Annotated in this window: 18 protein-coding genes and 1 pseudogene; 14 read left to right on the top strand and 5 right to left on the bottom strand. The window is 55.8% G+C overall.

Features of this window, described 5'->3' with window-relative positions; translation table 11 throughout:
• Window positions 1-29 precede the first annotated feature (29 nt).
• The gene (locus U6037_RS14775; protein WP_322843478.1) at window positions 30-1,313 is read left to right on the top strand and encodes an NAD(P)/FAD-dependent oxidoreductase; all 1,284 of its coding nucleotides are present in this window, start codon (window positions 30-32) and stop codon (window positions 1,311-1,313) included.
• A gap of 29 nt (window positions 1,314-1,342) precedes the next feature.
• On the opposite strand, the gene U6037_RS14770 is transcribed toward U6037_RS14775, so the two are convergent.
• Genes U6037_RS14770 through U6037_RS14760 form a run of 3 tightly spaced genes read right to left on the bottom strand, consistent with a single transcriptional unit; the run spans window position 1,343 to window position 5,107 of the window.
• The gene (locus tag U6037_RS14770; RefSeq protein ID WP_322843477.1) at window positions 1,343-1,777 is read right to left on the bottom strand and encodes a GNAT family N-acetyltransferase; all 435 of its coding nucleotides are present in this window, start codon (window positions 1,775-1,777) and stop codon (window positions 1,343-1,345) included.
• 53 nt (window positions 1,778-1,830) lie between these two features.
• Window positions 1,831-2,871, bottom strand: coding sequence for an Ldh family oxidoreductase (locus U6037_RS14765; RefSeq protein ID WP_322843476.1), 1,041 nt, complete (start codon window positions 2,869-2,871; stop codon window positions 1,831-1,833).
• 4 nt (window positions 2,872-2,875) lie between these two features.
• On the bottom strand, window positions 2,876-5,107 hold the full coding sequence (locus tag U6037_RS14760; protein ID WP_322843475.1) for a N,N-dimethylformamidase beta subunit family domain-containing protein: 2,232 nt from the start codon (window positions 5,105-5,107) through the stop codon (window positions 2,876-2,878).
• A 253-nt stretch (window positions 5,108-5,360) separates the two neighbouring features.
• On the opposite strand from U6037_RS14760, the gene lhpH reads away from it, so the two are divergent.
• The 8 genes and pseudogenes from lhpH to U6037_RS29445 all read left to right on the top strand — a co-directional run bounded on the left by lhpH (window position 5,361) and on the right by U6037_RS29445 (window position 15,647).
• A complete protein-coding gene (gene lhpH / locus U6037_RS14755; protein ID WP_179694988.1) occupies window positions 5,361-6,368 on the top strand; it encodes a trans-3-hydroxy-L-proline dehydratase in 1,008 nt (335 codons plus the stop codon).
• A 124-nt stretch (window positions 6,369-6,492) separates the two neighbouring features.
• Window positions 6,493-7,314 carry a transporter substrate-binding domain-containing protein gene (locus U6037_RS14750; RefSeq protein WP_322843474.1) on the top strand — a complete coding sequence of 274 codons (822 nt, stop codon included), beginning with the start codon at window positions 6,493-6,495 and terminating at the stop codon, window positions 7,312-7,314.
• A 56-nt stretch (window positions 7,315-7,370) separates the two neighbouring features.
• Window positions 7,371-8,033 carry an amino acid ABC transporter permease gene (locus U6037_RS14745; RefSeq protein WP_179694986.1) on the top strand — a complete coding sequence of 221 codons (663 nt, stop codon included), beginning with the start codon at window positions 7,371-7,373 and terminating at the stop codon, window positions 8,031-8,033.
• Window positions 8,034-8,043: 10 nt separating this feature from the next.
• A complete protein-coding gene (locus tag U6037_RS14740) occupies window positions 8,044-8,697 on the top strand; it encodes an amino acid ABC transporter permease (RefSeq protein ID WP_322843473.1) in 654 nt (217 codons plus the stop codon).
• The gene (locus U6037_RS14735) at window positions 8,694-9,416 is read left to right on the top strand and encodes an amino acid ABC transporter ATP-binding protein (RefSeq protein ID WP_179694984.1); all 723 of its coding nucleotides are present in this window, start codon (window positions 8,694-8,696) and stop codon (window positions 9,414-9,416) included. Before U6037_RS14740 ends, U6037_RS14735 begins: the two co-directional genes overlap by 4 nt.
• 208 nt (window positions 9,417-9,624) lie before the next feature.
• Window positions 9,625-13,578 (top strand): trifunctional transcriptional regulator/proline dehydrogenase/L-glutamate gamma-semialdehyde dehydrogenase, encoded by a 3,954-nt coding sequence (gene putA, locus U6037_RS14730; RefSeq protein WP_322847326.1) that lies wholly within the window; start codon window positions 9,625-9,627, stop codon window positions 13,576-13,578.
• 83 nt (window positions 13,579-13,661) lie between these two features.
• Window positions 13,662-14,744 (top strand): annotated as a pseudogene (locus U6037_RS29450) (methyl-accepting chemotaxis protein); the annotation flags it as partial.
• A complete protein-coding gene (locus U6037_RS29445) occupies window positions 14,739-15,647 on the top strand; it encodes a methyl-accepting chemotaxis protein (protein ID WP_416221722.1) in 909 nt (302 codons plus the stop codon). The pseudogene U6037_RS29450 and the gene U6037_RS29445, both read left to right, overlap by 6 nt.
• 20 nt (window positions 15,648-15,667) lie before the next feature.
• Here U6037_RS29445 and U6037_RS14720 read toward each other — a convergent pair whose 3' ends face one another.
• A complete protein-coding gene (locus tag U6037_RS14720) occupies window positions 15,668-16,600 on the bottom strand; it encodes a TIGR03571 family LLM class oxidoreductase (RefSeq protein WP_322843471.1) in 933 nt (310 codons plus the stop codon).
• A gap of 210 nt (window positions 16,601-16,810) precedes the next feature.
• Entirely contained in the window at window positions 16,811-17,737 is a 927-nt protein-coding gene (locus tag U6037_RS14715; RefSeq protein ID WP_322843470.1) for a LysR family transcriptional regulator, read from the bottom strand.
• 288 nt (window positions 17,738-18,025) lie between these two features.
• Between U6037_RS14715 and U6037_RS14710 the strand changes: the two genes are divergently transcribed.
• Genes U6037_RS14710 through U6037_RS14690 form a run of 5 tightly spaced genes read left to right on the top strand, consistent with a single transcriptional unit; the run spans window position 18,026 to window position 22,947 of the window.
• The gene (locus tag U6037_RS14710; protein WP_322843469.1) at window positions 18,026-18,541 is read left to right on the top strand and encodes a flavin reductase family protein; all 516 of its coding nucleotides are present in this window, start codon (window positions 18,026-18,028) and stop codon (window positions 18,539-18,541) included.
• A gap of 57 nt (window positions 18,542-18,598) precedes the next feature.
• Window positions 18,599-19,585 carry an ABC transporter permease gene (locus U6037_RS14705; protein WP_322843468.1) on the top strand — a complete coding sequence of 329 codons (987 nt, stop codon included), beginning with the start codon at window positions 18,599-18,601 and terminating at the stop codon, window positions 19,583-19,585.
• Window positions 19,586-19,644: 59 nt separating this feature from the next.
• On the top strand, window positions 19,645-20,598 hold the full coding sequence (locus U6037_RS14700) for a sugar ABC transporter substrate-binding protein (RefSeq protein WP_322843467.1): 954 nt from the start codon (window positions 19,645-19,647) through the stop codon (window positions 20,596-20,598).
• 22 nt (window positions 20,599-20,620) lie between these two features.
• A complete protein-coding gene (locus U6037_RS14695; protein ID WP_322843466.1) occupies window positions 20,621-22,120 on the top strand; it encodes a sugar ABC transporter ATP-binding protein in 1,500 nt (499 codons plus the stop codon).
• On the top strand, window positions 22,120-22,947 hold the full coding sequence (locus tag U6037_RS14690) for an SDR family oxidoreductase (RefSeq protein ID WP_322843465.1): 828 nt from the start codon (window positions 22,120-22,122) through the stop codon (window positions 22,945-22,947). Before U6037_RS14695 ends, U6037_RS14690 begins: the two co-directional genes overlap by 1 nt.
• The last annotated feature ends 167 nt before the right edge of the window (window positions 22,948-23,114 follow it).

Raw genomic sequence — 23,114 nt, 5'->3', positions numbered from 1 at the left:
ATCATTTGACGCATCTTCAAGGGGGATACATGGCGCCTGTTCACTCTTCCGAACACTTTCGCCTGTTTTCAGAAAGGGTAGTTGTCGTAGGTGGGGGAATCGTAGGGACATGCTGTGCCCTGTATCTTCAAAGGGAAGGGTATGCCGTTACTTTGATCGATCCCGCCGCGGCAGGCGACAGCACGGCCAAATGGAGCTGTGGCCAAATGGCCATCGGCGAAGTGGTTCCACTGTCCAGACCTGGGGTGATGCAAAAGATTCCGGGGTGGCTACTCGATCAGGAAGGGCCTCTGGCGTTGAGAGCCAGCGCATTGCCCGGCATGTTGCCGTGGTTCCTGAGGTTTCTGGCGTGTGCCAAGCAATCGAAATCCGAAGAAATTGCTCGGGATATCGCCAGTCTTACACTTTATGCGCACGCGGATTACGCGCCATTGTTACAGGCTTGTACTGAGCAGGGATTGCTGCGCGAAGGTCCTGTGATCAAGCTGTTTGAATCCTCAGCAGGTATGGAGCAGGAACGTCCCCATTTGGCATTCCGAACAGCCTTGGGCTTCAAAGCAGAAATACTGGATGCCGCGGCAATTGCCGATCTCGAACCATCGCTAGCGGGCAAGTTCAGTCACGGCTTGCTTTTCCCTGACTGGCGCTCGGTAAGCGATACCGAGGGGTTTATCGCATCGTTGACGCAAAGTTTTATCGACCAGGGCGGTGTCCGAGTTCGTGGACAGGTCAAACGCCTGGATGAAGGGGCCCAACGTGCAAGCGGTGTCACGCTGGCCGATGATCAGCGCTACGCAGCTGATCATGTGGTGATTGCAGCGGGTGTCGGTTCACGACAGTTTTTTGCTCAGCTAGGCGTACAGATTCCGCTGGTCGGGATCGCGGGTTACCAAGCGCTTCTGCCAGCGGAGGTGGAGAGAGTGCAACACTCGGTCATTTTCCCCGATGGAGGTTTTTGCATCAGCCCCATGACTCGCGGCCTGCAAATCGGCGGCACCATGGAGTTTGCACGGCCCAATGCCGAGCCGAATTTCAAACGCGCAGAAATCATTCTTGAAAAGGCGCGCAAGATCATTCCCGGATTGCGATTGAGCGACCTGGAGTACGGCGTCGGTTACCGGCCGTATTTGCCAGACACCAAGCCCGTGATCGACCGCAGTACCCGGCTATCGAATGTATTCATGGCTTTAGGACATGGCCAGCTTGGCCTGACCTTGGGAGCCACGACCGGCCGGCTCATTGCGCAGATGGTTGCCGGCCGCCAACCCACGCAGAATCTGGAACCTTTCAGTGCCAAGCGTTTTTCCATATGACGGGATCGCGGCCGGAATCGGGTTTACCCCTATGCCTTGCGCATGAAGTTCAAACCGGCCGCTGCGGTGGCAAAACCCCATTTTTCATAGAACGGCACCATGTCGTCCAGGCAGTAGAGTTCGCGGTGTTTGATGTCGACCAATGCAGGATCGTTCAGCACTGTGTTCATGAGTACAGCGCCCAGCCCGGTCCCACGCCACGTCTCCTTGACGATAATGTCGAAGATCATCGCCTTATAAACGCCGTCGGTCATTGCTCGGGCGAACGCGACAAGTTCATCGTTCTGCGGGTCAATGAAAGCGAAGAGCGGGCCGCCCGATTGCACCATCTTTTCTACATCTGCGCTGATGCGTCCCTTGGTCCACCATTCGGTTTGAAAAAGCGCCACCAGTTGTTCGATGTGTGAAGACGATAGCGATCGATGAAGTTCCAGGGTGCCGGTGTCGCGGGATAGGTTGCTCATGTTTTTTCCAGAATGTTGCTTTAGAGGTGAGGTGAATGTGTCTATAAGTGCGATCAAGGCGCCTGTATGGCGTTGTCCGCGGCCATTTGCTGCAGATCCGCGATGGCTTTTTTTGTAAGGAAAATGCCTTGGGTCAGTGCGGTGTGCCGGTTCTTGTGGCGCCTTGCACCTGGCAGTCGATCCTGACCGGCTTCCATCAAGCGGTTGCACAGGAACGCAGCACGCTGGCTGAAGTCGGTTGTGCCGCCACGATCCGGATCGATCACGATCATTAGCTGCCCGGCCTTTGGCGTCTGTGCGCCAACGCAACTGCCGAAGTCGTTCTCGAACGACAATTGTCCTCCGGTCAGGGCACCAGCCAACAGCTCGACCATGAGCGCAATCGAAGAGCCCTTGTATCCGCCGAATGTGTTCAATGCTCCGCCGGCCAGCACCGCATGTGGATCCGTAGTGGCGCTACCTGAGCTGTCGATGCCGGTACCGGGCGGAAGTGGTCGATCGTCCAGCGCATGCAGTCGAACTTCGCCATTGGCCATGACGCTGGTCGCCTGGTCCACCACGAGCGGCTCGGCGCCGGCGACCGGCGTTGCGAAGGCAATCGGGTTGGTTCCGAAAACCGCTGTGTGTCCGCCGTGCGGGACGACATTGGCCAGACCGTTGACGAAGCTGATCGCGACCAATCCTTTGCGTGCGAACGGTTCAACGTCAGGCCAGAGTGCACTGAAATGATGGGAGTTGCGGATAGCGATGACGGCTACGCCGGTACGTTCGATGGCTTCATCAATGGCCTTCGCTGCGGCGGCCAAGGCTGGTTGGGCGAATCCGTTGCGGGCATCGATGCGGATGAACGAAGGGCTTACGATGTTCACCTCGGCATTGGCTTGTCCGTCCACCCAGCCGGTTTTCAGAGAGGCCACATAGCCGGGCATGCGAAAGATGCCATGGCTTAGCGCACCATCGCGCTCGCAGCCTGCGCAATTGGCGGCCAGGATGTCAGCAACGAAATCGGATGTGCCGTGGCGGATGAAGATTTTTCTCAACAGCAGGCTGAGTTCGTCGAAGTCCATGTGCACTAAAGAAAGCTCGTCTGTCATGGCGTCAATCTTCTTTTAAGGAGGTGGCGGAGTGAGGGGAGGGTTGTTCTGACTCATCGGCGCTGCCTGAGAGTTGGAGAAATTTACGCAGACAGTTTTCCAGCAGACGCGACACGTTATTGTCGTAGTGGTTGTGCGAGAGGCTGCCGCAAAACGTAATAGACCCGACCGAAAACAGACCTCCGCCGTTCTCGTCGATGCCATAGACGATGTTCGAGCGAATGCCGCCGTAAGGTCGCGGGCTGCCATCGAAGACACCCGGAAGCAGAAGCTCTTCGAAGCTGGTTTCAAAGGTCGGGCCATGACCTTCAGAGACAGCAACGACCGAAACGAAGTCCGGGGTACCCAAGTCCGAACAGACCTGGTCGATCTCGAAGCCGGCAGCACCGCCTCCCGAAAGACCGAAATCGCCTATTCGCTGATCGGGTGCAATACCCTCAAACAGGAAGGCCAGTTCACTGCGAAACGATTCCGGAGTGCGGACGTAGTACGTCCCCTCGAATGCGCCTTCGGCGGTGAAGCCCACGCCGGCGACTTGTTGCGGTGCGATTCCGTTGCGACGCCACAAGCCGCCATACTCGCCATCGAGTTGGTGGTAATACTCGCCGGGCTGGCTGGCCCAGACCCGCATGCCACCTTCTGCGCGACGCACCTCGATCATATGAGGGAGCTGTGGATGGCGGCCGATTTTCCAGTAGAAGCCGTTACCGCCGAGGTACATCAGTTTGCCGCCGCCCTCGCGATAGGCGATCAGCGCTTCCAGTGTCCTGCGCGTTTGATATTCAGGCTGGGTCCCGGTCAGCACGACATCGTAGTGAGTCAGGGCATCAATGCCTTCACGATCCAGATCCTCATCGGTAATGACGTCGAACTCGTACCCTTTGGCTTGCAACCAGTCGGTCAGATGCGAGTCCGAAGCAAAGCCACGCATCCCGGAACCTCGCTCGTCGAGATAGACCAAATACGCAGGGCGCATAGTCATCATCGGCCGCAATCGGGAAGAAAGGGTTATCCCTGAGCCATCCGGGTGGCAGTTGTAGTTTGAATATCCAAATGTACCGATGACGTCCGGATTATGAGGATAGGCATTCCACTCACTGACTCGGTTCTGCAGCGCGCCGGCGAATGTTCCGCGGGTATGGTTCGCATAGGCCTGATAGGTAAACGTGGGTGCCAGAAAGAGAATTCTGCGGCGAGGTAAACCTGCACCGGGAAGAACGTAGAACGGGATAGTGTCGCTGCCCGATGGATGATCCACGATCAGTCCGTAAACTCCTGATGGCATACCGGCAGGCACTCGAACCGCAAGGGTCGTGCTCCACTGACAGTCGCTCAGGTCATCGGCGTGGAAAGCGATGGCGGCGTATTCGTCAGGCGCGGTTTTCCAGTCCATGTTACGGCCGGTCCAGCCCGAAGAGCGCACGCCGCGCATCGGCATGTTGACCAGGGTGAGATGGCGCGAAGGATTAATGTCGTCTTCAACCGTTTGCTTGTATGCATCATTGGCAAAAGACCAGCGCGCAAGCACCTCGATGTCGGCGTTCGTGCCAGCCTGAGTCCGGGTCAGGCATGGTGCTTCGATGGCGCCGTTGAGGCAATCGACGGGATGGCCGCTCCAGATGGCAGCGAGAATCAGGTGACTGGAGTTCTTGAGCAAGGCATGAAGCCCTTCCAGGCGGGTGCTGGATTCGGCGGTTTCTCGTCTGCCCACCCGCCTTGAGCGAACGACGATGTCTTGCAGGCCGAAGCCGATTTTCAGCTGGGTCCAACAGTTGATCTCCAGGCAAAGACCAATCTCCAGGCGGGTGTGCTCCCCCAGTCGTTTTAACTCAAGCGTGCCTGCGTTGAGGATCAATGCGAAACCCGTCGTTGCAGTTTCATCCTGCCACGAAAAAATCACTTGGTCAGTGGTGCTGTACAGCGTGGGCTTTATGAACAGCGACAGTGTCAGATTGCTGGTATCACGGAGACAGGGCAGAGGAGCAATTGCACACGATCCGAGGTAAGTCTTTTGTTCGGTTGCCCGATAGCTCTCGTCCAGATCGAAATCCACGTCCACGCTTTTGAGGCCTGGGCCCTGCGGATTGGGATCGCAGCAGTCAAGCCGGACAACCCTGGCGCGAATGTCCTTATCACCTGCCGAGGAAATCTTGAATTCGAGAAGTTCTCCGGGTTGCGCGCTGAGCGGTGTGACATAGCCGATGACAGCCGGGGAATCGATTTCTGAATGAGTCATACATCCGATACCTGATGTTTTTATCGAATATCGTATACCGTATCGCCTGTGTCAATGACGTCATCAAGTCATAGGTGGGCTGGATTCTTTTCCTTCTTTATAAGCCTTACAGGAATTTGCCTCCTGATCGGCCTGGATCATCGGACTCGCTATTTGACAGTTGACGCTTATCGTTTATCGTATACCATATCTGAAATGGCGATCTGTTCACGCCATTGCCAGCTTTCGCAACCCTGAGATACGGAGAATACGAATGCAGTACGAACGATCATTTGCCACGGTTGAGCTGCACACGAGCGGGGAAACGTTCCGTCTCGTTACCCAGGGGCTACCCAAAGTGCCTGGTGCGACCATTGTCGAGCGCAGTACCTGGTTGCAACAGAACGCTGACCATTACCGGCGAGCTCTCATGCTTGAGCCACGTGGTCACAAGGACTTGTATGGCGGGTTTCTGACTGAACCGGTGAGTGAAGGTGCCGATTTCGGCATCATTTTCCTCAATAACATGGGCTATAGCCCACATTGCGGTCACGGTGTGATCGCGCTGGCCACGGCTGCTGTGGAGCTGGGCTGGATTGAGCGAAAAGCCCCCGAGACCCGTGTAGGTATCGATGCGCCATGCGGCTTCATCGAGGCGTTCGTCGAGTGGGATGGTGTGCGGGCAGGGGCGGTACGTTTCGTCAACGTAGCGTCATTCATCTTCGAGCGAGATGTGACGGTGACCACGCCAACGTTCGGCAAGGTGACGGGTGATATCGCCTACGGCGGCGCGACTTATTTCTACGTCGATGGCCGGCCGCACAATATCGCCATCCGCGAAAAAGATCTGTCGACGATCACCCAGTTCGGCTATGAAATTAAAACCGCTATCAATGCCCGGGGCTCGTTCATCCACCCTGAGATCCCCGAATTCAATGATGTGTACGGCGTAATGGTGTATGGCGATCCGCGTCACGAGGGGTCAAGTCAGGCCAACTGCTGCGTGTATGCCGATCGTGCGATCGACCGGTCACCAACCGGATCGGGCACCGCGGGCCGCGTTGCACAGCTTTATCTGCGAGGTGAATTGTCAGCCACCGATACGTTGGTCAACGAATCCATTATCGGGACCGTTTTCAAAGGCCGCGCGCTCAGCGAAACAAAGGTCGGTCCGCTGGACGCCGTAATTCCCGAAGTGAGCGGAAAGGCCCACATCTGTGGATACGCCAACTGGATCATCGACGAGACCGACCCACTTACCTACGGTTTTCTCGTCCAGTGATACCAACAATAACGATCTAAGAGCTGTAATTTTACTGCCCCGATAATACGTATACGATATCCAAGATACGCTAAAATACGCGTATCTTGTTTCTGAGTTCAGCCAACAAACGAGGGGAACAAAAATGCGCATTAACTCACTCATCCTGGCCGCAGCCGTTGCTGCCCTGAGTACTACCGCCGTTCACGCAGACCAGTTGGACGACATCATTTCGTCAGGCAAGCTGCGCTGTGCGGTAGAGCTCGACTTCCCGCCTAACGGCGCTCGAGACAAGGACAACAAGCCGATCGGCTTTGATGTCGACTACTGTAATGATCTGGCCGCCGCTCTTGGTGTAAAGGCGGAAATCGTCGATACCCCGGACCCTGACCGGATTCCAGCGGTGCTGTCGGGACGGGCTGATGTCGGGATTGCCGTAGCCTCAGATACTCTGGAACGCGCAAGGACGATCGGCTTCTCGATTCCTTATTTTGTCTTCAAGACCATCATCCTAGCCCGCGAAGACGCGGGAATTAACGGTGTTGCCGATTTCAAAGGGCACACGGTGGGTGGCCCGGCCGGGGCCTATGAAACGACTGCTCTGAAAGAAACGGTGCAAAAGATCAATGATCCGGCCACCAAGATGCTGACCTTCCAGTCCCAGTCGGACAGCTTCCTGGCGCTAAGCCAGAAGAAGATTGACGCGACATACACCACTGCAACGATTGCTACCCACGTGATCAATTCGGGCAAATATCCGGGGCTGAAGATCGTCGGTGATGCGCCAGTCGATCCCGATTACTGCGCGTTCCTCGTGCAACGCCAGGAACAGGGCTTGCTCAACTACGTGAATCTTTTCCTCAACCGGCAGGTGCGCTCAGGTCGCTATGCGGAGCTGTACGCCAAGTGGGTGGGAACTGAAGGCGGGCCGGCTCCTGATCTGACTGTCCCAGGCACCTATCGTTAAAGAAACGGAGCATTCGTTCCGCATCACAAAAACCTTTCGCGTAAAAAGGTAATCGTATGTCTTATACCTTCCAGTGGCGCCCGGTTCTGGAATCGCTTCCGGAAATGTTATCGGGGGCGGTAGTCACTCTGGAGATTGCCACGCTGGCGATGGCAATTGGTACGGTGTTGGCAGTCCTGTTGGCGCTTGCAAAACGATCGGGTAACAAAACCCTATCTGGTCTGGCCAGTGTGTGGATTGAAACGGCGCGCAATACCCCGGCGCTGTTCCAGATTTACATGGTGTATTTCGGGCTGGGCTCCATTGGAGTGGGTATCGACTCGTACTATGCACTCTTGCTCGGTATTACGTTCAACAACGCAGGCTATCTGGCAGAAACGTTCCGGGGCGGCTTCTCCGCCGTCCCGGAAACTCAAGTCCGGGCTGCTCGTTCGTTGGGCATGGGAGCGGTTCAGACGTTGTGGCACATCGTGCTTCCGCAGATGTTGCGGGCGGTGTTCCATGCCATGACCAACCAGATGGTGTGGTCAATTCTGATGACGTCTCTCGGAACCATCGTTGGTCTGACGAGCGATCTGACGGGTGTTACTCAGCAACTTAATGTCATGACCTATCGGACATTCGAGTACTTCTTCGTCGCGGCTTGCCTGTACTACCTGATATCGAAAATATTCACGATTTGCGCGCGGCTATGTGCTTGGCGCCTGTTTCGTTATTGAGAGGTGCGCCATGTTTTTTGAAGGGACATTAGCGTGGAGCGACATCCTGTATTTATTAAAGGGTGCCGTTGTCACAATCGCAATTACTTTGGCTGCGGTCGGGATAGGCACAGTGTTCGGCACACTGTTTGGTGTAATAAGAGCAGGTGCTGCGTGGTGGATAAGCTCCCCCATAGGTTGGGTGCTGGATATCTTTCGTTCTGTGCCGCTGTTGATTCAATTGGTCATATTCAATTCGTTCAACAGCATGTTTCGCCTGAACTGGCCTACTTACGTTGTGGCGTGTATTTGCCTCGGTGTCTATGCCGCAGCACTGTGCACAGAAATCGTCAGGAGCGGGGTGGCGGCAGTGCCGGCGACAACCCGTCGCGCCGCGCGGTCGCTGGGTTTGACCTGGCGTCAGGAGGTGGTCTCGATCACTTTGCCGATTGCTACCAGGATCGTATTCCCGAGCTGGATCGGTCTGGCCCTCGGCATCATGAAAGACACATCGCTGGTGTTGTGGATCGGCATTATCGAACTGCTGCGCAGCTCGCAAATTGTTACAACCCGAGTGCAAGAGCCACTGACCATTCTGGCAATCACTGGCGTGATCTACTTCTTAATAAGCTTCCCCATTGCGAGACTCGGCGCTCGTCTTGAGAAAAGGTGGCAAATACAATGATAAAAATTGAAGACGTACATAAAAATTTCGGTTCTCTGCATGTTCTCAAGGGTGTCAGCCTGAGTGTGAACAAGGGCGAAGTGTTATCGATGATCGGCGGTTCGGGTTCCGGAAAGTCGACCATGCTGATGTGTATCAATGGGTTGGAAGATATCCAGCAAGGTCGCATCAGTGTTGATGGCATTCATGTGCACTCGAAAAAAACCGACCTCAACAAACTTCGGCAAAAGATCGGAATTGTGTTCCAGCAATGGAATGCCTTTCCCCATATGACGGTTCTCGAGAACGTCATGCTTGCCCCCCGAAAAGTGCTGGGTAAGTCCAGGCAGGAAGCGGAGGCAATTGCTGTCGAGAAACTCAGACACGTGGGCCTGGGTGAAAAGCTGACAACGTTTCCGGCACGTCTGTCGGGCGGGCAACAGCAACGGATGGCGATCGCCCGCGCGCTGGCAATGTCGCCGGACTACATGTTGTTTGACGAGGTGACCTCGGCCCTGGACCCACAGCTGGTTGGCGAGGTTCTGGATACCTTGCGTATGTTGTCCCATGAAGGGATGACGATGATCGTGGTCACCCACGAAATGCGCTTCGCTCGCGAGGTGTCGGATCGTGTCGCCTTTTTCCATAAAGGGCTTATCCACGAGTTAGGGACGCCCGACCAGATCTTCGACCGGCCTGAAAAAGCTGAAACAGCAGATTTCCTGCGCTCGGTACTCTGAAGATCACGCTCTCGCAATGAGAGCTGCGAACACCGCGGTTACCGGTTGATGCCATAACCGCGGTGGTGGCGAATACAGCGTCATTTACCTGATGGCAACCATGGCCTTTGCGCGCGCTGAAATTGCCAGAAGTGTCGTATTTACGCGCTTTCAATTCGGTTGATGACCGCCCCATTTTCCTTTTAACGGTTTCCTTGGCTGGGCTCTAATAATGGCGACTACCCTCGGTGTGAAACTCGACGACCTTACTCGTGAACGTCTCAAATCTGCCGCCGCATCAATTGATCGAACTCCACACTGGCTGATCAAGCAGGCACTCTTCAACTGTCTGGAAAAGCTTGAAGGTGGGGTCACGCTCGATGAGTTGCTGGGCACACATCTCGGCGATGCTGAAGAGCAAGGGGAGCTAGCAGTGGAGACCGCTTGCCAACCCTTTCTCGATCTGGCGGAAAATATCCATCCGCAGTCGGTCCTCAGGGCAGCGATTACTTCAGCCTATCGGCGACCAGAAGAAGAGATGGTACCGATGCTGTTGGAGCAGGCGCGTTTACCTGAAGAGATGGCTACATCAGCGGCCAAATTGGCTACCGGCATCGCCGAAAAGTTACGCAATCAGAAGAGCGCCAGCGGCCGGGCAGGGCTCGTGCAAGGTCTGCTTCAGGAGTTCTCGCTGTCTTCGCAGGAAGGCGTTGCTCTGATGTGCCTGGCCGAGGCGCTGCTGCGCATCCCGGACAAGGGCACGCGCGATGCGTTGATCCGGGACAAAGTCTGCAACGGCAACTGGCAGACGCATATCGGCAAAAGCGGCTCTCTGTTCGTGAACGCTGCGACCTGGGGATTGTTGCTGACCGGGAAACTGGTTGCTACTCATAGCGAATCCGGAATGACCTCAACGCTAACGCGCATTATCGGTAAAGGCGGGGAACCGTTGATTCGCAAAGGGGTAGACATGGCCATGCGGGTTATGGGCGAGCAGTTTGTCACCGGTGAAACCATCGCCCAAGCACTGGCCAACGCTACCCGGTTCGAGTCAAAGGGATTTCGGTATTCTTACGACATGCTGGGTGAGGCAGCTCTGACCGAACACGACGCTCAGAAGTACCTGACGTCCTATACACAGGCCATCCATGCCATAGGCAAGGCCTCCCACGGGCGGGGAATCTACGAAGGGCCCGGCATTTCGATCAAGCTGTCCGCTCTGCACCCGCGTTACAGCCGTGCGCAATATGATCGAGTGATAACCGAGCTTTACCCGCGCCTGCTGTCGCTGACCCTGCTGGCCAAGCAATACGACATCGGCCTGAACATCGACGCCGAAGAAGCCGACCGCCTGGAGTTGTCGCTGGATCTGCTTGAGCGCCTGTGCTTCGAGCCGCAACTGACCGGCTGGAACGGCATCGGTTTTGTGATCCAGGCCTACCAGAAGCGTTGCCCGTACGTGATCGACTACGTGATCGACCTGGCTCGCCGCAGCCGTCATCGCCTGATGATCCGTCTGGTGAAAGGCGCGTACTGGGACAGCGAAATCAAGCGCGCCCAGGTCGAAGGCCTGGAAGGCTATCCGGTCTACACCCGCAAGGTGTACACCGACGTTTCCTACATCGCCTGCGCCCGCAAACTGCTGTCGGTACCGGAAGTCATCTACCCGCAGTTCGCCACGCACAACGCCCACACTCTGTCGGCGATTTATCACATTGCCGGTCAGAACTATTACCCGGGCCAGTACGAATTCCAGTGCCTGCACGGCATGGGCGAACCGTTGTACGAGCAGGTTGTAGGCAAAGTTTCCGAAGGCAAGCTGAACCGTCCGTGCCGTGTGTACGCTCCGGTCGGCACTCACGAGACCCTGCTGGCGTACCTCGTACGTCGTCTGCTGGAAAACGGCGCCAACACCTCGTTCGTCAACCGAATTGCCGACCACTCCATCACCCTCCAGGAGTTGGTTGCTGATCCGGTGCTGACGGTAGATGCAATGGCTTTTGAGGATGGTGCTTATGGCCTGCCTCATCCAAAGATTCCTATGCCAAGGGATTTGTATGGCGTCGATCGTGCCAACTCCGCCGGAATCGACTTGGCGAATGAACATCGCCTTGCCTCTCTTTCCTGTGCGTTGCTCGCTACCGCGAACACTGAATGGGTCGCCATGCCTATGCTGGGCGGAGGGGGGCGATCGGGTGAGGCTAAGCCGGTCTGCAATCCTTCGGACTTGCGTGACGTCGTTGGTCACGTTCAGCCAGCAGACCTTGAGGATGTCGAGCAAGCACTCGGACATGCAACCAGTGCTGCCCCTATCTGGCAGGCAACGCCCGTCAGCGAGCGAGCGCAAATTCTGGAGCGGGCAGCGGACCTGATGGAGGCGGATATTCAACCGCTCATGGGCCTGCTCGTGCGAGAGGCCGGGAAAACCTTTGCCAATGCTATTGCCGAAGTGCGAGAGGCTGTCGACTTTCTAAGGTATTACGCCACACAGGCTCGCAGGGAGTTTACCAATGATGCTCATCGGCCATTGGGCCCGGTGGTCTGCATCAGCCCCTGGAACTTCCCGTTGGCAATTTTCACCGGCCAGGTCGCTGCCGCATTGATGGCTGGCAATACGGTACTGGCCAAACCAGCCGAGCAGACATCATTGATCGCCGCTCAGGCTGTACGCATCCTGCTTGAAGCCGGCACTCCAATTGGCGTACTACAGCTTTTGCCGGGGCGTGGCAGTGTCATCGGCTCGGCGCTAATCAGTGACGACAGAGTCAAGGGGGTCATGTTTACCGGGTCGACAGAGGTGGCACGCCTGCTTCAAAAAAATATCGCCGGACGCCTCGATGCGGTAGGTCGCCCTGTTCCGTTGATTGCAGAGACAGGTGGACAGAACGCGATGATCGTTGACTCATCGGCTTTGACCGAGCAGGTCGTTATCGACGTCGTGGCTTCCGCTTTTGACAGTGCCGGGCAGCGCTGCTCAGCGTTGAGGGTGCTATGCCTCCAGGATGACTCAGCGGATCGGGTGATCGAGATGTTGAAAGGCGCTATGGCTGAATGCCGGCAAGGCAATCCGGATCGGTTAAGCGTGGACATCGGGCCAGTGATTGATGCCGAGGCGAAAGCGGGCATCGATAAACACATCGAAGCCATGCGTGTCAAAGGTCGCTCGGTTTACCAGGCCTCAATCATGTCAGGTGAGGATTTCCGCAGAGGTACATTCGTACAACCGACGCTGATTGAGCTGGAAAGCATTGACGAACTGGAGCGGGAGATCTTTGGGCCGGTACTTCACATCGTTCGTTACAGCCGCAAGAATCTTGACCGACTGATCCAGCATATCAATGGTTCCGGGTACGGGCTGACGCTGGGGGTGCATACCCGTATCGATGAAACCATTGCCAAGATCATTGGTAATGTTCACGCGGGCAATGTCTATGTAAATCGCAACATCGTCGGAGCAGTTGTCGGCGTGCAGCCATTTGGAGGGGAAGGGTTATCCGGCACCGGCCCGAAAGCTGGCGGACCGCTCTACATGTATCGACTGCTGTCGACAAGGCCTGAGCATGCTTTGTCCAAAGCATTTGGTGAATCCGACGGGCAGAACATTCCAGAAAAAAGTGCTCGGGAAAGTTTGCTGCTACCACTCAAGTCTCTCGTTGGTTGGGCACACTCCAATAGAAACAACGCGCTGTATTCACTCTGCACAAGATTTGAAACCGAATCGCAAAGCGGACTGACTCGTGTGCTGACCGGGCCTACGGGCGAGCGGAACACTTACACGATTCTGCCTCGGACCCGCTTACTTTGCATCGCCCACACGGAAGCGGATCTGCTGGTACAACTGGCAGCCGTGCTCGCCGTGGGCAGTCAAGTCTTGTGGGTTGAAAACTCACAAACAAAAGCGTTGTTCAGCAAGCTTCCTGAAGCAGTGCAGCGCGTGATCAGCAGAGCTGTGGCATGGAACAGCGGGACGGTGGAGTTCGATGCCGTTCTTCATCATGGGCATTCAGATCAGTTGCGGCATCTATGCCAGCTCATCGCTTCCCGGCCAGGTGCAATCATCAGCGTTCACGGCCTGTCATCCGGTGAGAGTGACATTCCACTGGAACGGCTGGTCATCGAACGGGCGGTGAGCGTAAACACCGCCGCAGCAGGTGGTAATGCAAGTCTGATGACCATCGGTTAAGCGAAGGGCAGGGGGCTGACAGGGAACGTCGGCCGTTTGACGTGATATCTCGCAACCAGCGATCTCCATTTGTAGGAGCAGTGATGTTCAGACCCGTTCTGGCTTTGATGAACCGTGCGCGATATGCGCAGAAGTTTTCACTGATTTTCGTGGTGTTCATGCTTCCGTACTGTTGGCTCTCCTTTGATAAGTTGATCACCATTTATCAGGAGTATCAGACTGCTCTACTCGAACGACAAGGCCTTGTGGCCATTGGTAAAAGTCTAGCCGAGTACAAAAGCGCCGTTGAACTCTCAGGCCTTCAGGTCGTTGCCCACGCTCGCAACAAACCCGATATCGCCGAGCTCACTCGCAAACAAACGGAAAGCCTCAAACTACAAACCGCAGAAGTGAACCAATGGCTTGAAAAAAGCCCGTTCTCCAACTACCTCATAAGCTCGGATTTCCATGCAAAAAACACTGATGCTGCACCGCCCTTGAGTGTGCAATACACCGAGCAGGCGCGTTCGCTGCACAGACGACTCATGACGATCAAGGAAATGGCGACATCGGCACGCCTTAATCATGACGATAACCCAATGGTCTACCGCAACATGGCGCTGCTGTTCGACGAGATATTGCCCCTGTATCAAGTTCTGGCGCAGACCCAAAGTTACGCAGGTTACGTCACTGCTTTTGGCTACCTGGATTCGTCCACGCAATCCACCGTCATGAATCAACTGAATTACTTTGATCGATTCATTCAGGCTGAAAATAACGGTTCGGGCAATGCTGATGCACGATCGCTCATTGCCAGCGCGGCTCAGGAAGCCGAGTCTCGATACAAATCCAGCATTATCGAACCGTACTCAGTAACCGGCTCGGTGTATCAGAAGCTGATGGGGACCTGGCTTGAGCGCTTCAAAGATTACGCGCCTTTTCTGGCAAAACTGGATCAAGCGACGGAATCGGTGCTGGCGCAGGCTGATCATCAGTTACATGAGCGCATAGCCAGATACCAACACAACCTGATGCTCTGGACCCTGACTCTGACGACAACAGTGATCGTGATCATTTACCTGTTCATCGGTTTTTACCTGTCTGTTCGCCAAGCCATCAAAGAACTCTCTGGAGCGACACGTCTCCTGGCGCAGGGCGATCTACGGCAAGGGATCAAATCCATGGGGCGGGATGAATTGGGTGACCTGTCTCAAGACTTCAACCTTATGCAAACCCGTATGCGTGAACTGATATCCGAAGTGAAAAACTTCTCCTTTTCAACACAGGACAAGGCAGTGCATGTCAGCGAACATGCACTGTCATCGCACAAAAGCATAGAACAGCAAGACGCCAGGCTCGAGTTGATTGCAGCCTCAATGGTGGAGTTGGTCAGCAGCGTGCAGGAGGTCAGCGTCAGTTCCAACACGACGGCCGAAAAAGCCAGCCTGGCAGGTCAGAAGTGCCGAGACGGCACCATTCAGGTGGGCCGGGCGGTGAAAGGAATTAATAACCTGTTCCAGGAACTGAACGACTCAATGGTTTCCATCAGTGCGGTGGAAAGCGAAAGTCAAGCCATCTCAAAAGCGGTAGGGCTCATCAAGAGTGTTTCCGAGCAAACAAACCTGCTCGCACTCAATGCCGCGATCGAGGCAGCCCGGGCTGGTGACCAGGGCCGGGGATTTGCGGTGGTCGCCGATGAAGTACGTAGCCTGGCGATTCACTCCCACAAGCTGACGGGCGAGATCCACGCCAACATTAACCGCCTGCAACAAGAGGTGCTCAATGCGGTCTCGATCATCCGCAGTTGTCATGTCAACGCATCCTCAACAGTTGAGGAGGTCTCCCGAGCAGCCGGGTACTTTGATGACATTACCCACGGCATGACTCTCATCATCGACCAAAATATCCAGATCGCTTCAGCCACTGAGGAGCAGGCAAATGTTGTGCAGGACGTTGAGAAAAATACGTTAGAGATAAAAACGCTTAGCGAGTCTACGGCAGGCCAGGCCATGAGCACGGTCAATATCAGCAATCAGGTTGCTGATATGACACGTGACTTGCACGGCCTCATTGCCAATTTCAAAGTGTGAGTCAACGGCCGGGTCTTGTTTCACTCGGTGCCGTGAAACCGGGGTAACACGTACTCGGCAATTTCCTCAATTACCTCGGCAACCGGACGCGTGTTGTGACGCAGATGCAGGCCGACATGTTGCACCCCCGCTTCACGCAGTGCTTCCAGTTCGTCAATGAGGGCCATCCTTCCGCCTCGTCCGCCGAAGCGCACGGGTTTCATTGGCGAGTTAGGATCGGCTTCAAGATGAAGGTGCAGGAACGTAATGTAAGGCTTGTCCCCGGCGACTTCTCGCCACAGCCCGACACGCCGGCGATGTTCCTGTGCTGTTCCGGGGTAAGCGAGCCAGCCGTCCATGTGTTTTCCTATCCACTCGGGTGATTGCTGGCCAAGCCCAGCGACGAGCAGGGGAGCGTGTTCTTCGCGCTGTGGCAGAAGTTGAGCACCTTCAGGCAAGCGTCCGCTGCCCTGGCTTTTGAGCAGTTCTACAGCGCTGCGAAAGTGTGCTCCCCGCTGTTCGTAATCGACCCCGAACAGCGGGTATTCCATCGGACGGTCGCCACTGGCCACTCCCAGCAACAGACGACCATCGCTCAGCTCGTCGATGCTGTTGGCGGCCTTGAGGGTCAACCACGGTTGTCGAAGCGGCAATACGACCGCCGCAGTGCCGAGCATGATGTTATTGGTGATGCCAGCCAGATAACCCAGGTAGGAGAAAGTCTCGAATACTTGCGCTGCATCTCCGAAATGCGGGTCGTACAACGGTACATCACGCACCCAGAGTGCTCGAAAGCCGCTGCTGTCGGCCAGTCGCGCCAGTTGCGCATGTTGCTTGAGGTCAGGGACGCCGAATGGACGATCCTCCGTTATACGCAGGCGTTGGCCTGTTGTGGACCAGTCATTGTCCAGTGGCAGTTCCAGGCCGATGGAGAAGTTTTCCGGGCCAAGCAATCGTTGAAAATGTGAGTTCATCAGACCTCCTGCGCCTTGTGTGCAACCAGGCAATACAATGTGTGAATGCCGGCAAGTATCTTCGGATCCATAAGGGAGAAAAATGCGCCAATACGCACAAGAGTCTTGAGCAAAACGCACGACTGAGTTGCGAAGCAGGTCTCCTGGCGCGCACTCCTGGAGGCTCATGCCAATGCTGGACCGGCCGTGCAGATTGCGACCCTGTTGGAGCTAAGGAGAGGGCAGGAGGTATCGCGACGGTGTTTCGAGGTTTTTGAAGTACTGCACGGCATATTCGACGAACGTCTTTACGCGCGACGGTAGCTTTTTCCCACCCTCGGTCAGCAAATGAAATCCAGTGCTCGGGCATTGATAGTCTTCAAGCAATGGGATCAACCGCTTGGCGTGCAGGTCGTCTGCCACCTCCCAGACTGACTTCCAAATGATCCCAAGGCCTTGTACTCCCCACTGACGCAGCGCGAATCCGTCATTGGCCATCCGGTTTCCCTTGACCTGAATGGTGGTTGGCACCCCTTTCTCCATGAATTTCCAGCGATCAAGCGTGAAATCCGCACTCAGGTGCACCAGGCAGTTGTGATGCTGCAGGTCTTCAGGGGTGCGCGGTGCGCCGCGCTGTTGAAGATATTGTGGAGAGCAGCAAACGATATGGCGGTCCACTCCGAGTGAGCGGGCGATAAGCGAGCTGTCCGGAAGGTCGCCGAACCTGATCGCAATGTCTGAGCCGGACTCGACAAAATCCAGTACACGGTCAGTGAGGAAAAGGCGGATGACGATATGAGGGTTTTCGCTGATGAAGCTGTCGACCAACTGGCTAATCCACTGCCGCCCCAAATCGGTAGGGCACGTGAGTCCGATGGTGCCAAGCACATCGCTATGGCCGTTTTTGATGATGCTGTCGAGTGTGTCGACCTCTTCAAGAATTTTCCGGGCATTTTCAAACAGCAGTTGCCCTTCGGCGGTAGGGCTCAGGCTTCGCGTGTTGCGCTTGAGCAACCGCAACCCATAAAAGTCTTCCATCGCCTTGAGTCGACCACTCATGGCCGCAGGTGACAGACCCATCTGCCGACCCGCAGTTGAAAGGGAACCCGTCTGAACGACAAGGCGAAACAGCCGCATGTCCTGCAATCGATCGACCATGGGAATCTTGTCTCGTGGAAGTTGTTTTTGTTTTCAGAAAAGTATCAGTCAATTATTCAGTAAAAACCACCCAATCAAAGTGGCAGCGAAAAAACAGAGAGAGTACGCAAGTGCTTTGGAATGGGGCTTTGAGTATACCTGTGAAGCAAATTCAAATATGTTTGTTGTTGGGTTCACCTTTCAGCGTTAGTGAATAGTCATTTCCTTAAAATCGAATAGAAAAGTCCGATTGATTGTTAATAATGCAAGTCAGTGCCTGTGAGTCACAATAAAAAGAGGGTTTATGCTATGCGTGTTCAATATCAAGAGACCGCCCCTTCGATAGACCTGGCCGGTCAGTTCAAAATGGCAATGGGCCGCTTCGCCTCTTCAATAACCCTTATCACCACACTCGATGACGATGGTCAGCCCCACGGCTTGGCCGCGACTGCCTTTTCCTCGGTGTCGATGGATCCCGCCTCGGCGCTGATCTGTGTCAACCGGACTGCCAGTGCCTCGCCGATCATCAAGCGTTCCGGGCTCTTCTGCGTGAATATGCTGCAAAGTCAGCATGAGCCAATCTGCAAGATCTTCAGTCAACCCGACTTGCGAGAACGGCGTTTCGTGGAAGGCGATTGGCGCACCGGCGTGCATGGTATCCAGTATTTGGCCGATGCACAGGCGGCGATCTTTTGCGAAGTGGTACAGGAGATAGAACACGGTTCACATACAGTGTTTATCGGCAACGTCATAAATGTGATTACGCAGCCACTGGAAGAACCTCTCCTTTATATGGGAGGCCGCTACCGGGAGCTCGGTCACTAAATCGTAGTTGTTGCATTGCTCGATCTTATAACAATTAAATAAGAAGTGGATGTGGGTATGAACAATCAGTTGTTGGCAAAAACGCGGCTCTCTGGAGCAATTCCTAAGTGGATTGGTCTGGAATCCAGTATCGCTGGCCCTATGGTCGGCTTGTTGTTGTTATGCGCAGTATTGACCATCTTTACCGATAGCTTTCTGACCCTGAGCAACTTGCTCAATGTACTGGATCAAGTAACGGTGCTGGGCATCATGGCCTTAGGCATGACCCTGGTAATTCTTATCGGTGGTATCGATCTGTCCGTGGGTGCCGTGCTGGCGGTGGCGATCATGGTCATGAGCTGGCTCGAACAGGTCTTCGGCCTGCCGATGTGGGCGGCCATGCTTGCGGCGATCGCCGTGGGTGCAGCGTGTGGATCGACAACCGCGTTACTGGTGGTGCGAGCGGGCCTGCCTTCATTTATCGCAACGCTCGCGATGATGTCGGTCGCTCGTGGCTTGGCCTATATGGTCACAGACGGCGCTCAGGTCAGCGGTTTTCCGGAGTGGTTCAGCAACCTCTCGGTGATTCGTTACGGAGGTGTGCTGTCGCTGACGGTCAGTTGCTTCGTGGTGCTGGCGTTGGTGTTCTGGTTCGTCCTCAAGTTTACGATCTCAGGCCGAAGCCTTTATGCCATCGGTGGGAGCAGCAAAGTGGCCAAGCTCGCCGGCATCCGGGTCAAGGGGTACACCAGCGCGGTGTACATCATCTCCGGCATCTGCGCGGCACTGGGCGGCATCGTCATGACGTCGCGTCTGGACACTGCCGGCGCCGGCGCAGGTGTCGGTTATGAACTCGATGTGATTGCCGCCGTCGTGATCGGCGGAGGCAGCCTCAAAGGCGGTGCGGGCAGTGTGGTGGGCACAATCATCGGCGTGCTGATCATCGGCGTCTTGCGCAACGGCCTGAACCTGGCGGGCATTTCTCCTTTCGTCCAGCAAGTGGTTATCGGCGCGGTCATCGCGTTCGCGGTAATGCTCGATTTACTCAAGCGCAAGACTGATTGAGTCCGGATTACGCCTCAAAAGCCTCCCACGTCTACACACACGATTAGAAGGATAAAAACATGAAACTGTGTGCTGTTTTCTCGCTACGTTTTCTGTGGTTGCCGTTGCTCGGCTGCCTGATGTCGATGACTGTTCACGCACAAAGCAAGGCGGTGGATGAAATCACTGTGGGGATGTCGATCCCCAGCCTTCAGTGGGTGTTCTATCTGATGGTTCGCGATGGTGTCATGGAGCAGGCAAAAAACCTCGGCATCAAAAATGTTCTGGTGGCTGATGCCCAGGCCGACCCGGCGCGGCAGGTCAGCCAGATTCAAGACATGCTGAGTAAGAAAATCGACGTACTGCTTTACACCGCTACCGGTAGTGCTGCTTCGGCCGTGCCGGTGCGTCTGGCAAAACAGCAGGGTGTACCGGTGATCTGCATTGACAACTTTCCGAAAAACGTCGAGTGCGACGCTTATGTTTCAACGGACAACCTGGCAGCCGCAGGTGAGCTGGCCCGGCAGATGATCCAGTTGACGGGCGGCAAGGCTGAAATCGGTCTGTTGCAAGGCACCCTGGGCGACTCCACTGAAGTGGCCCGTGCCAAAGGCCTGGACGCGGTGCTGTCCGAGGTACCTGAAATGAAGATCGTCGACCACAAGCCCACTGACTGGCTGCAGGAAAACGGCTTCAAGGTCGCCCAGGACATGCTGCAGAAGAACCCGAATATCAATGTGTTCATCGGGCGCTCCGATGCGCCAGCGCTGGGTGCAGCGCAGGCAGTAAAAGTAGCCAACATCGATCACAAGGTCTGGGTGTTCGGCTATGACGGCCTGCCATCTGCCCTGGAGGCCATTCGTGATGGGAAGATGGATATGACCATTACCCAACAAGCCGTGGAAATGGGTCGTACCGCGTTGCGTACCGCAGTCGATCTCCAGCAAGGCAAACAGGTAACCAAGACCCAGCTGTTGCCGGCCTTCGTGACGACCCGGGAAAACGCAGCAACCTTCCTCGAGAAGCACCCGTGAGTCAGGTGAAGGAGGGCACGTCATGACAGTCATCAAGACCCACAAGGCGCCTTTGTTTCGCGCGAGCAATATCGGCAAGTCTTTCAACTCGGTCAGGGTGCTGGAAGACATCAGCCTCGACATTGGCTATGGAGAAGTGGTCGCTCTGCTTGGCGAAAACGGCGCGGGAAAATCCACCTTTTCCTCGATCGTCGCCGGCGCGCTGACGCCATCGAAAGGCAAGATGTTTGTTGCCGGCGAACCTTACGCGCCGAACGGCCCGGGCGCTGCCATGGCGCAGGGGATCAACATGATCCACCAGGAAATCCATCTGCTGCCCGACCTGAGTGTGGCGGAGAACGTGTTCCTTGGTCATTTACCCACGCACAACGGCATTGTCGACCGCAAGGCCATGTTGCGTGAAACCGAGAAACAATTGCGCCGTCTCGGCCTGAACATCTCGCCGGAGACGCCGGTGCGCCAGCTGAAAATCGCTGCACAGCAACTGGTGGAAATAGCGCGGGCGCTGACGCTCAACTCGCGGCTGTTGATTCTCGATGAGCCGACCGCCGCGTTGGGCAAAGACGAAACCGAGCTGCTGTTCAAGCAAATCCGGGAGCTGAAAAAGGAAGGCGTGTCATTCATCTATATCAGCCACCGCATGGACGAGATTGCGCGGATCGCCGACAAGGTAGTGGTGATGCGCGACGGTCACCTGATCGCGCGACACGACAGTGGTTCGGCCGATGTCGGTGTTCTGGTCTCGCAAATGGTGGGGCGCCCGATTGATCGCCTGTTTCCGGAATTACCCATCCCTCGGGACAAGGTGGTTTTGAACGTCGAGCAGCTATCGGACAGGGCGGGGCGCTTTCACGATGTGTCGTTTTCAGTGAATGCTGGGGAGATATTCGGTATTGCCGGCATTGTCGGCGCCGGACGTACCGAACTGGTTCAGGCGATTGCCGGATTGAGCGCACTGAGTACCGGCACAGTAATGCTGGGTGATCGAACGCTGCCCGCCAACAACGTGCTGGCGGCGATTGACGCCGGCATCGTGCTGATCCCGGAAGATCGAAAATCCGAGGGTGTAGTGCTGAATCAGACGATTGCCGAGAACCTTGCGTACTGCAATCTGGACAGCCTCAGCTCCTGTGGAGTGATCGCCGGTCACCGGGTAGCGGCATTCGCTCGTGAACGCATCGCGACCCTGGGGATCAAGGGTGTAGCGGGGCAGATGCTCGACAAGTTGTCCGGTGGTAATCAGCAGAAAGTCGTGATTGCCAAATGGATCGCTCGCAATCCGAGAGTCATCATCCTCGATGAGCCCACCCGAGGCATCGACATGGGCGCACGGGCGGCGATTTACGAACTGATCATTGACCTGTCGAAAACCGGTGTGTCGGTGATTGTCGTCAGCTCCGACCTGGAGGAAGTCATCGGATTGTCCCATCGGGTGATGGTCATGGCTCGCGGTTGCTCCCAAGGCATCCTGCATCGGCCGCAGATTGCCCCTGACCGCATCATGACGCTGGCCACCGCGTGATGACCGTGAATCTTCGAGGAATATCAAACATGTCATCCCCCTATCAAGCATTGCCATACCGGGCTTTTGCCGAGCTTCTTGATTTATCCGGTAAAACCGCGGTGGTTACTGGCGGTGGCAGTGGCATCGGCTTCGCCATCAGTCTGCGACTGGCTGAAGCCGGGGCCAACGTGGTAATTGGTAGCCTTGCCCCGGAGCGCAGTGGAGAGCTGGTGGAGGCTGGTTTTCCCGTGGCGTTTCAAGCAACCGATGTCAGCCGTCAATCGGATATCCAGCGGTTAGCGGACACCGCTGTCGGGCGATTCGGCAGCGTGGATATCTGGATCAACAACGCGGGCATTTATCCGCTCAAGGCCATTGACGATGTCGATGCAGACTTCTGGGACAGCCTGCACGCTATCAACACGCGAGCGGTATTCGTGGGTGCGCAGGTGGCGCAGCGGCAGATGCGCCGGCAGCAGAGCGCTGGGGCGATCGTCAACCTGTCGTCGATTTGTGGCCACAGGCCCATGGCCAATCACTGTACCTACGACACATCAAAAGGCGCGGTCATGGCCATGACTCGCAGCCTCGCGAAAGATCTGAGCCCCTTCAATATTCGGGTCAATTCGGTGTCGCCGGGGCTGACCGCGACACCCGGAAATCTGGAGCCGGAACTGCTTGAACAGCACCGCAAAAACAACGTGCTGGGCAACATCGCCCTGGGCCGCGCGGCGGAACCGTGGGAGATCGCCGATGCGGTGCTGTTTCTGGTTTCGCCGCTGTCGTCCTATGTGACCGGCATTGATCTGCTGGTGGACGGCGGTTGGTTGCTGCACGGAAGTTGAAGCACAGGTCAAACACTTAAGGGTGAGTTGCAAGCGCTGAAATCACGCCTCACTTACCCGGACATTTAACCCATTCCTTGACCGTTGCGACTTGCAGCGCCGGCACTGGCACGCCTGCGAAACGAGCGCTCGTCATAAAAACGGTGAGTTGTGAAAGCTGTTCACAG

Origin of the sequence: Pseudomonas sp. B33.4, from assembly GCF_034555375.1 — a bacterium.
Lineage (GTDB): Bacteria > Pseudomonadota > Gammaproteobacteria > Pseudomonadales > Pseudomonadaceae > Aquipseudomonas.
Note: the sequence above shows the minus strand (reverse complement) of the source record. Positions and strands in the feature narration are given on the sequence as shown.

What these genes read in the sequence shown, in the direction of transcription:
- U6037_RS14695 (WP_322843466.1), top strand. Translation starts at nt 20,621, where the DNA reads ATGACAGTCATCAAGACCCACAAGGCGCCTTTGTTTCGCGCGAGCAAT.
- lhpH (WP_179694988.1), top strand. Translation starts at nt 5,361, where the DNA reads ATGCAGTACGAACGATCATTTGCCACGGTTGAGCTGCACACGAGCGGG.
- U6037_RS29445 (WP_416221722.1), top strand. Translation starts at nt 14,739, where the DNA reads ATGGGGCGGGATGAATTGGGTGACCTGTCTCAAGACTTCAACCTTATG.
- U6037_RS14765 (WP_322843476.1), bottom strand. Translation starts at nt 2,871, where the DNA reads ATGACAGACGAGCTTTCTTTAGTGCACATGGACTTCGACGAACTCAGC.
- U6037_RS14715 (WP_322843470.1), bottom strand. Translation starts at nt 17,737, where the DNA reads ATGGTCGATCGATTGCAGGACATGCGGCTGTTTCGCCTTGTCGTTCAG.
- U6037_RS14710 (WP_322843469.1), top strand. Translation starts at nt 18,026, where the DNA reads ATGCGTGTTCAATATCAAGAGACCGCCCCTTCGATAGACCTGGCCGGT.
- U6037_RS14745 (WP_179694986.1), top strand. Translation starts at nt 7,371, where the DNA reads ATGTCTTATACCTTCCAGTGGCGCCCGGTTCTGGAATCGCTTCCGGAA.
- U6037_RS14760 (WP_322843475.1), bottom strand. Translation starts at nt 5,107, where the DNA reads ATGACTCATTCAGAAATCGATTCCCCGGCTGTCATCGGCTATGTCACA.
- U6037_RS14750 (WP_322843474.1), top strand. Translation starts at nt 6,493, where the DNA reads ATGCGCATTAACTCACTCATCCTGGCCGCAGCCGTTGCTGCCCTGAGT.
- U6037_RS14720 (WP_322843471.1), bottom strand. Translation starts at nt 16,600, where the DNA reads ATGAACTCACATTTTCAACGATTGCTTGGCCCGGAAAACTTCTCCATC.
- U6037_RS14700 (WP_322843467.1), top strand. Translation starts at nt 19,645, where the DNA reads ATGAAACTGTGTGCTGTTTTCTCGCTACGTTTTCTGTGGTTGCCGTTG.
- U6037_RS14735 (WP_179694984.1), top strand. Translation starts at nt 8,694, where the DNA reads ATGATAAAAATTGAAGACGTACATAAAAATTTCGGTTCTCTGCATGTT.
- U6037_RS14775 (WP_322843478.1), top strand. Translation starts at nt 30, where the DNA reads ATGGCGCCTGTTCACTCTTCCGAACACTTTCGCCTGTTTTCAGAAAGG.
- U6037_RS14740 (WP_322843473.1), top strand. Translation starts at nt 8,044, where the DNA reads ATGTTTTTTGAAGGGACATTAGCGTGGAGCGACATCCTGTATTTATTA.
- U6037_RS14770 (WP_322843477.1), bottom strand. Translation starts at nt 1,777, where the DNA reads ATGAGCAACCTATCCCGCGACACCGGCACCCTGGAACTTCATCGATCG.
- U6037_RS14705 (WP_322843468.1), top strand. Translation starts at nt 18,599, where the DNA reads ATGAACAATCAGTTGTTGGCAAAAACGCGGCTCTCTGGAGCAATTCCT.
- U6037_RS14690 (WP_322843465.1), top strand. Translation starts at nt 22,120, where the DNA reads ATGACCGTGAATCTTCGAGGAATATCAAACATGTCATCCCCCTATCAA.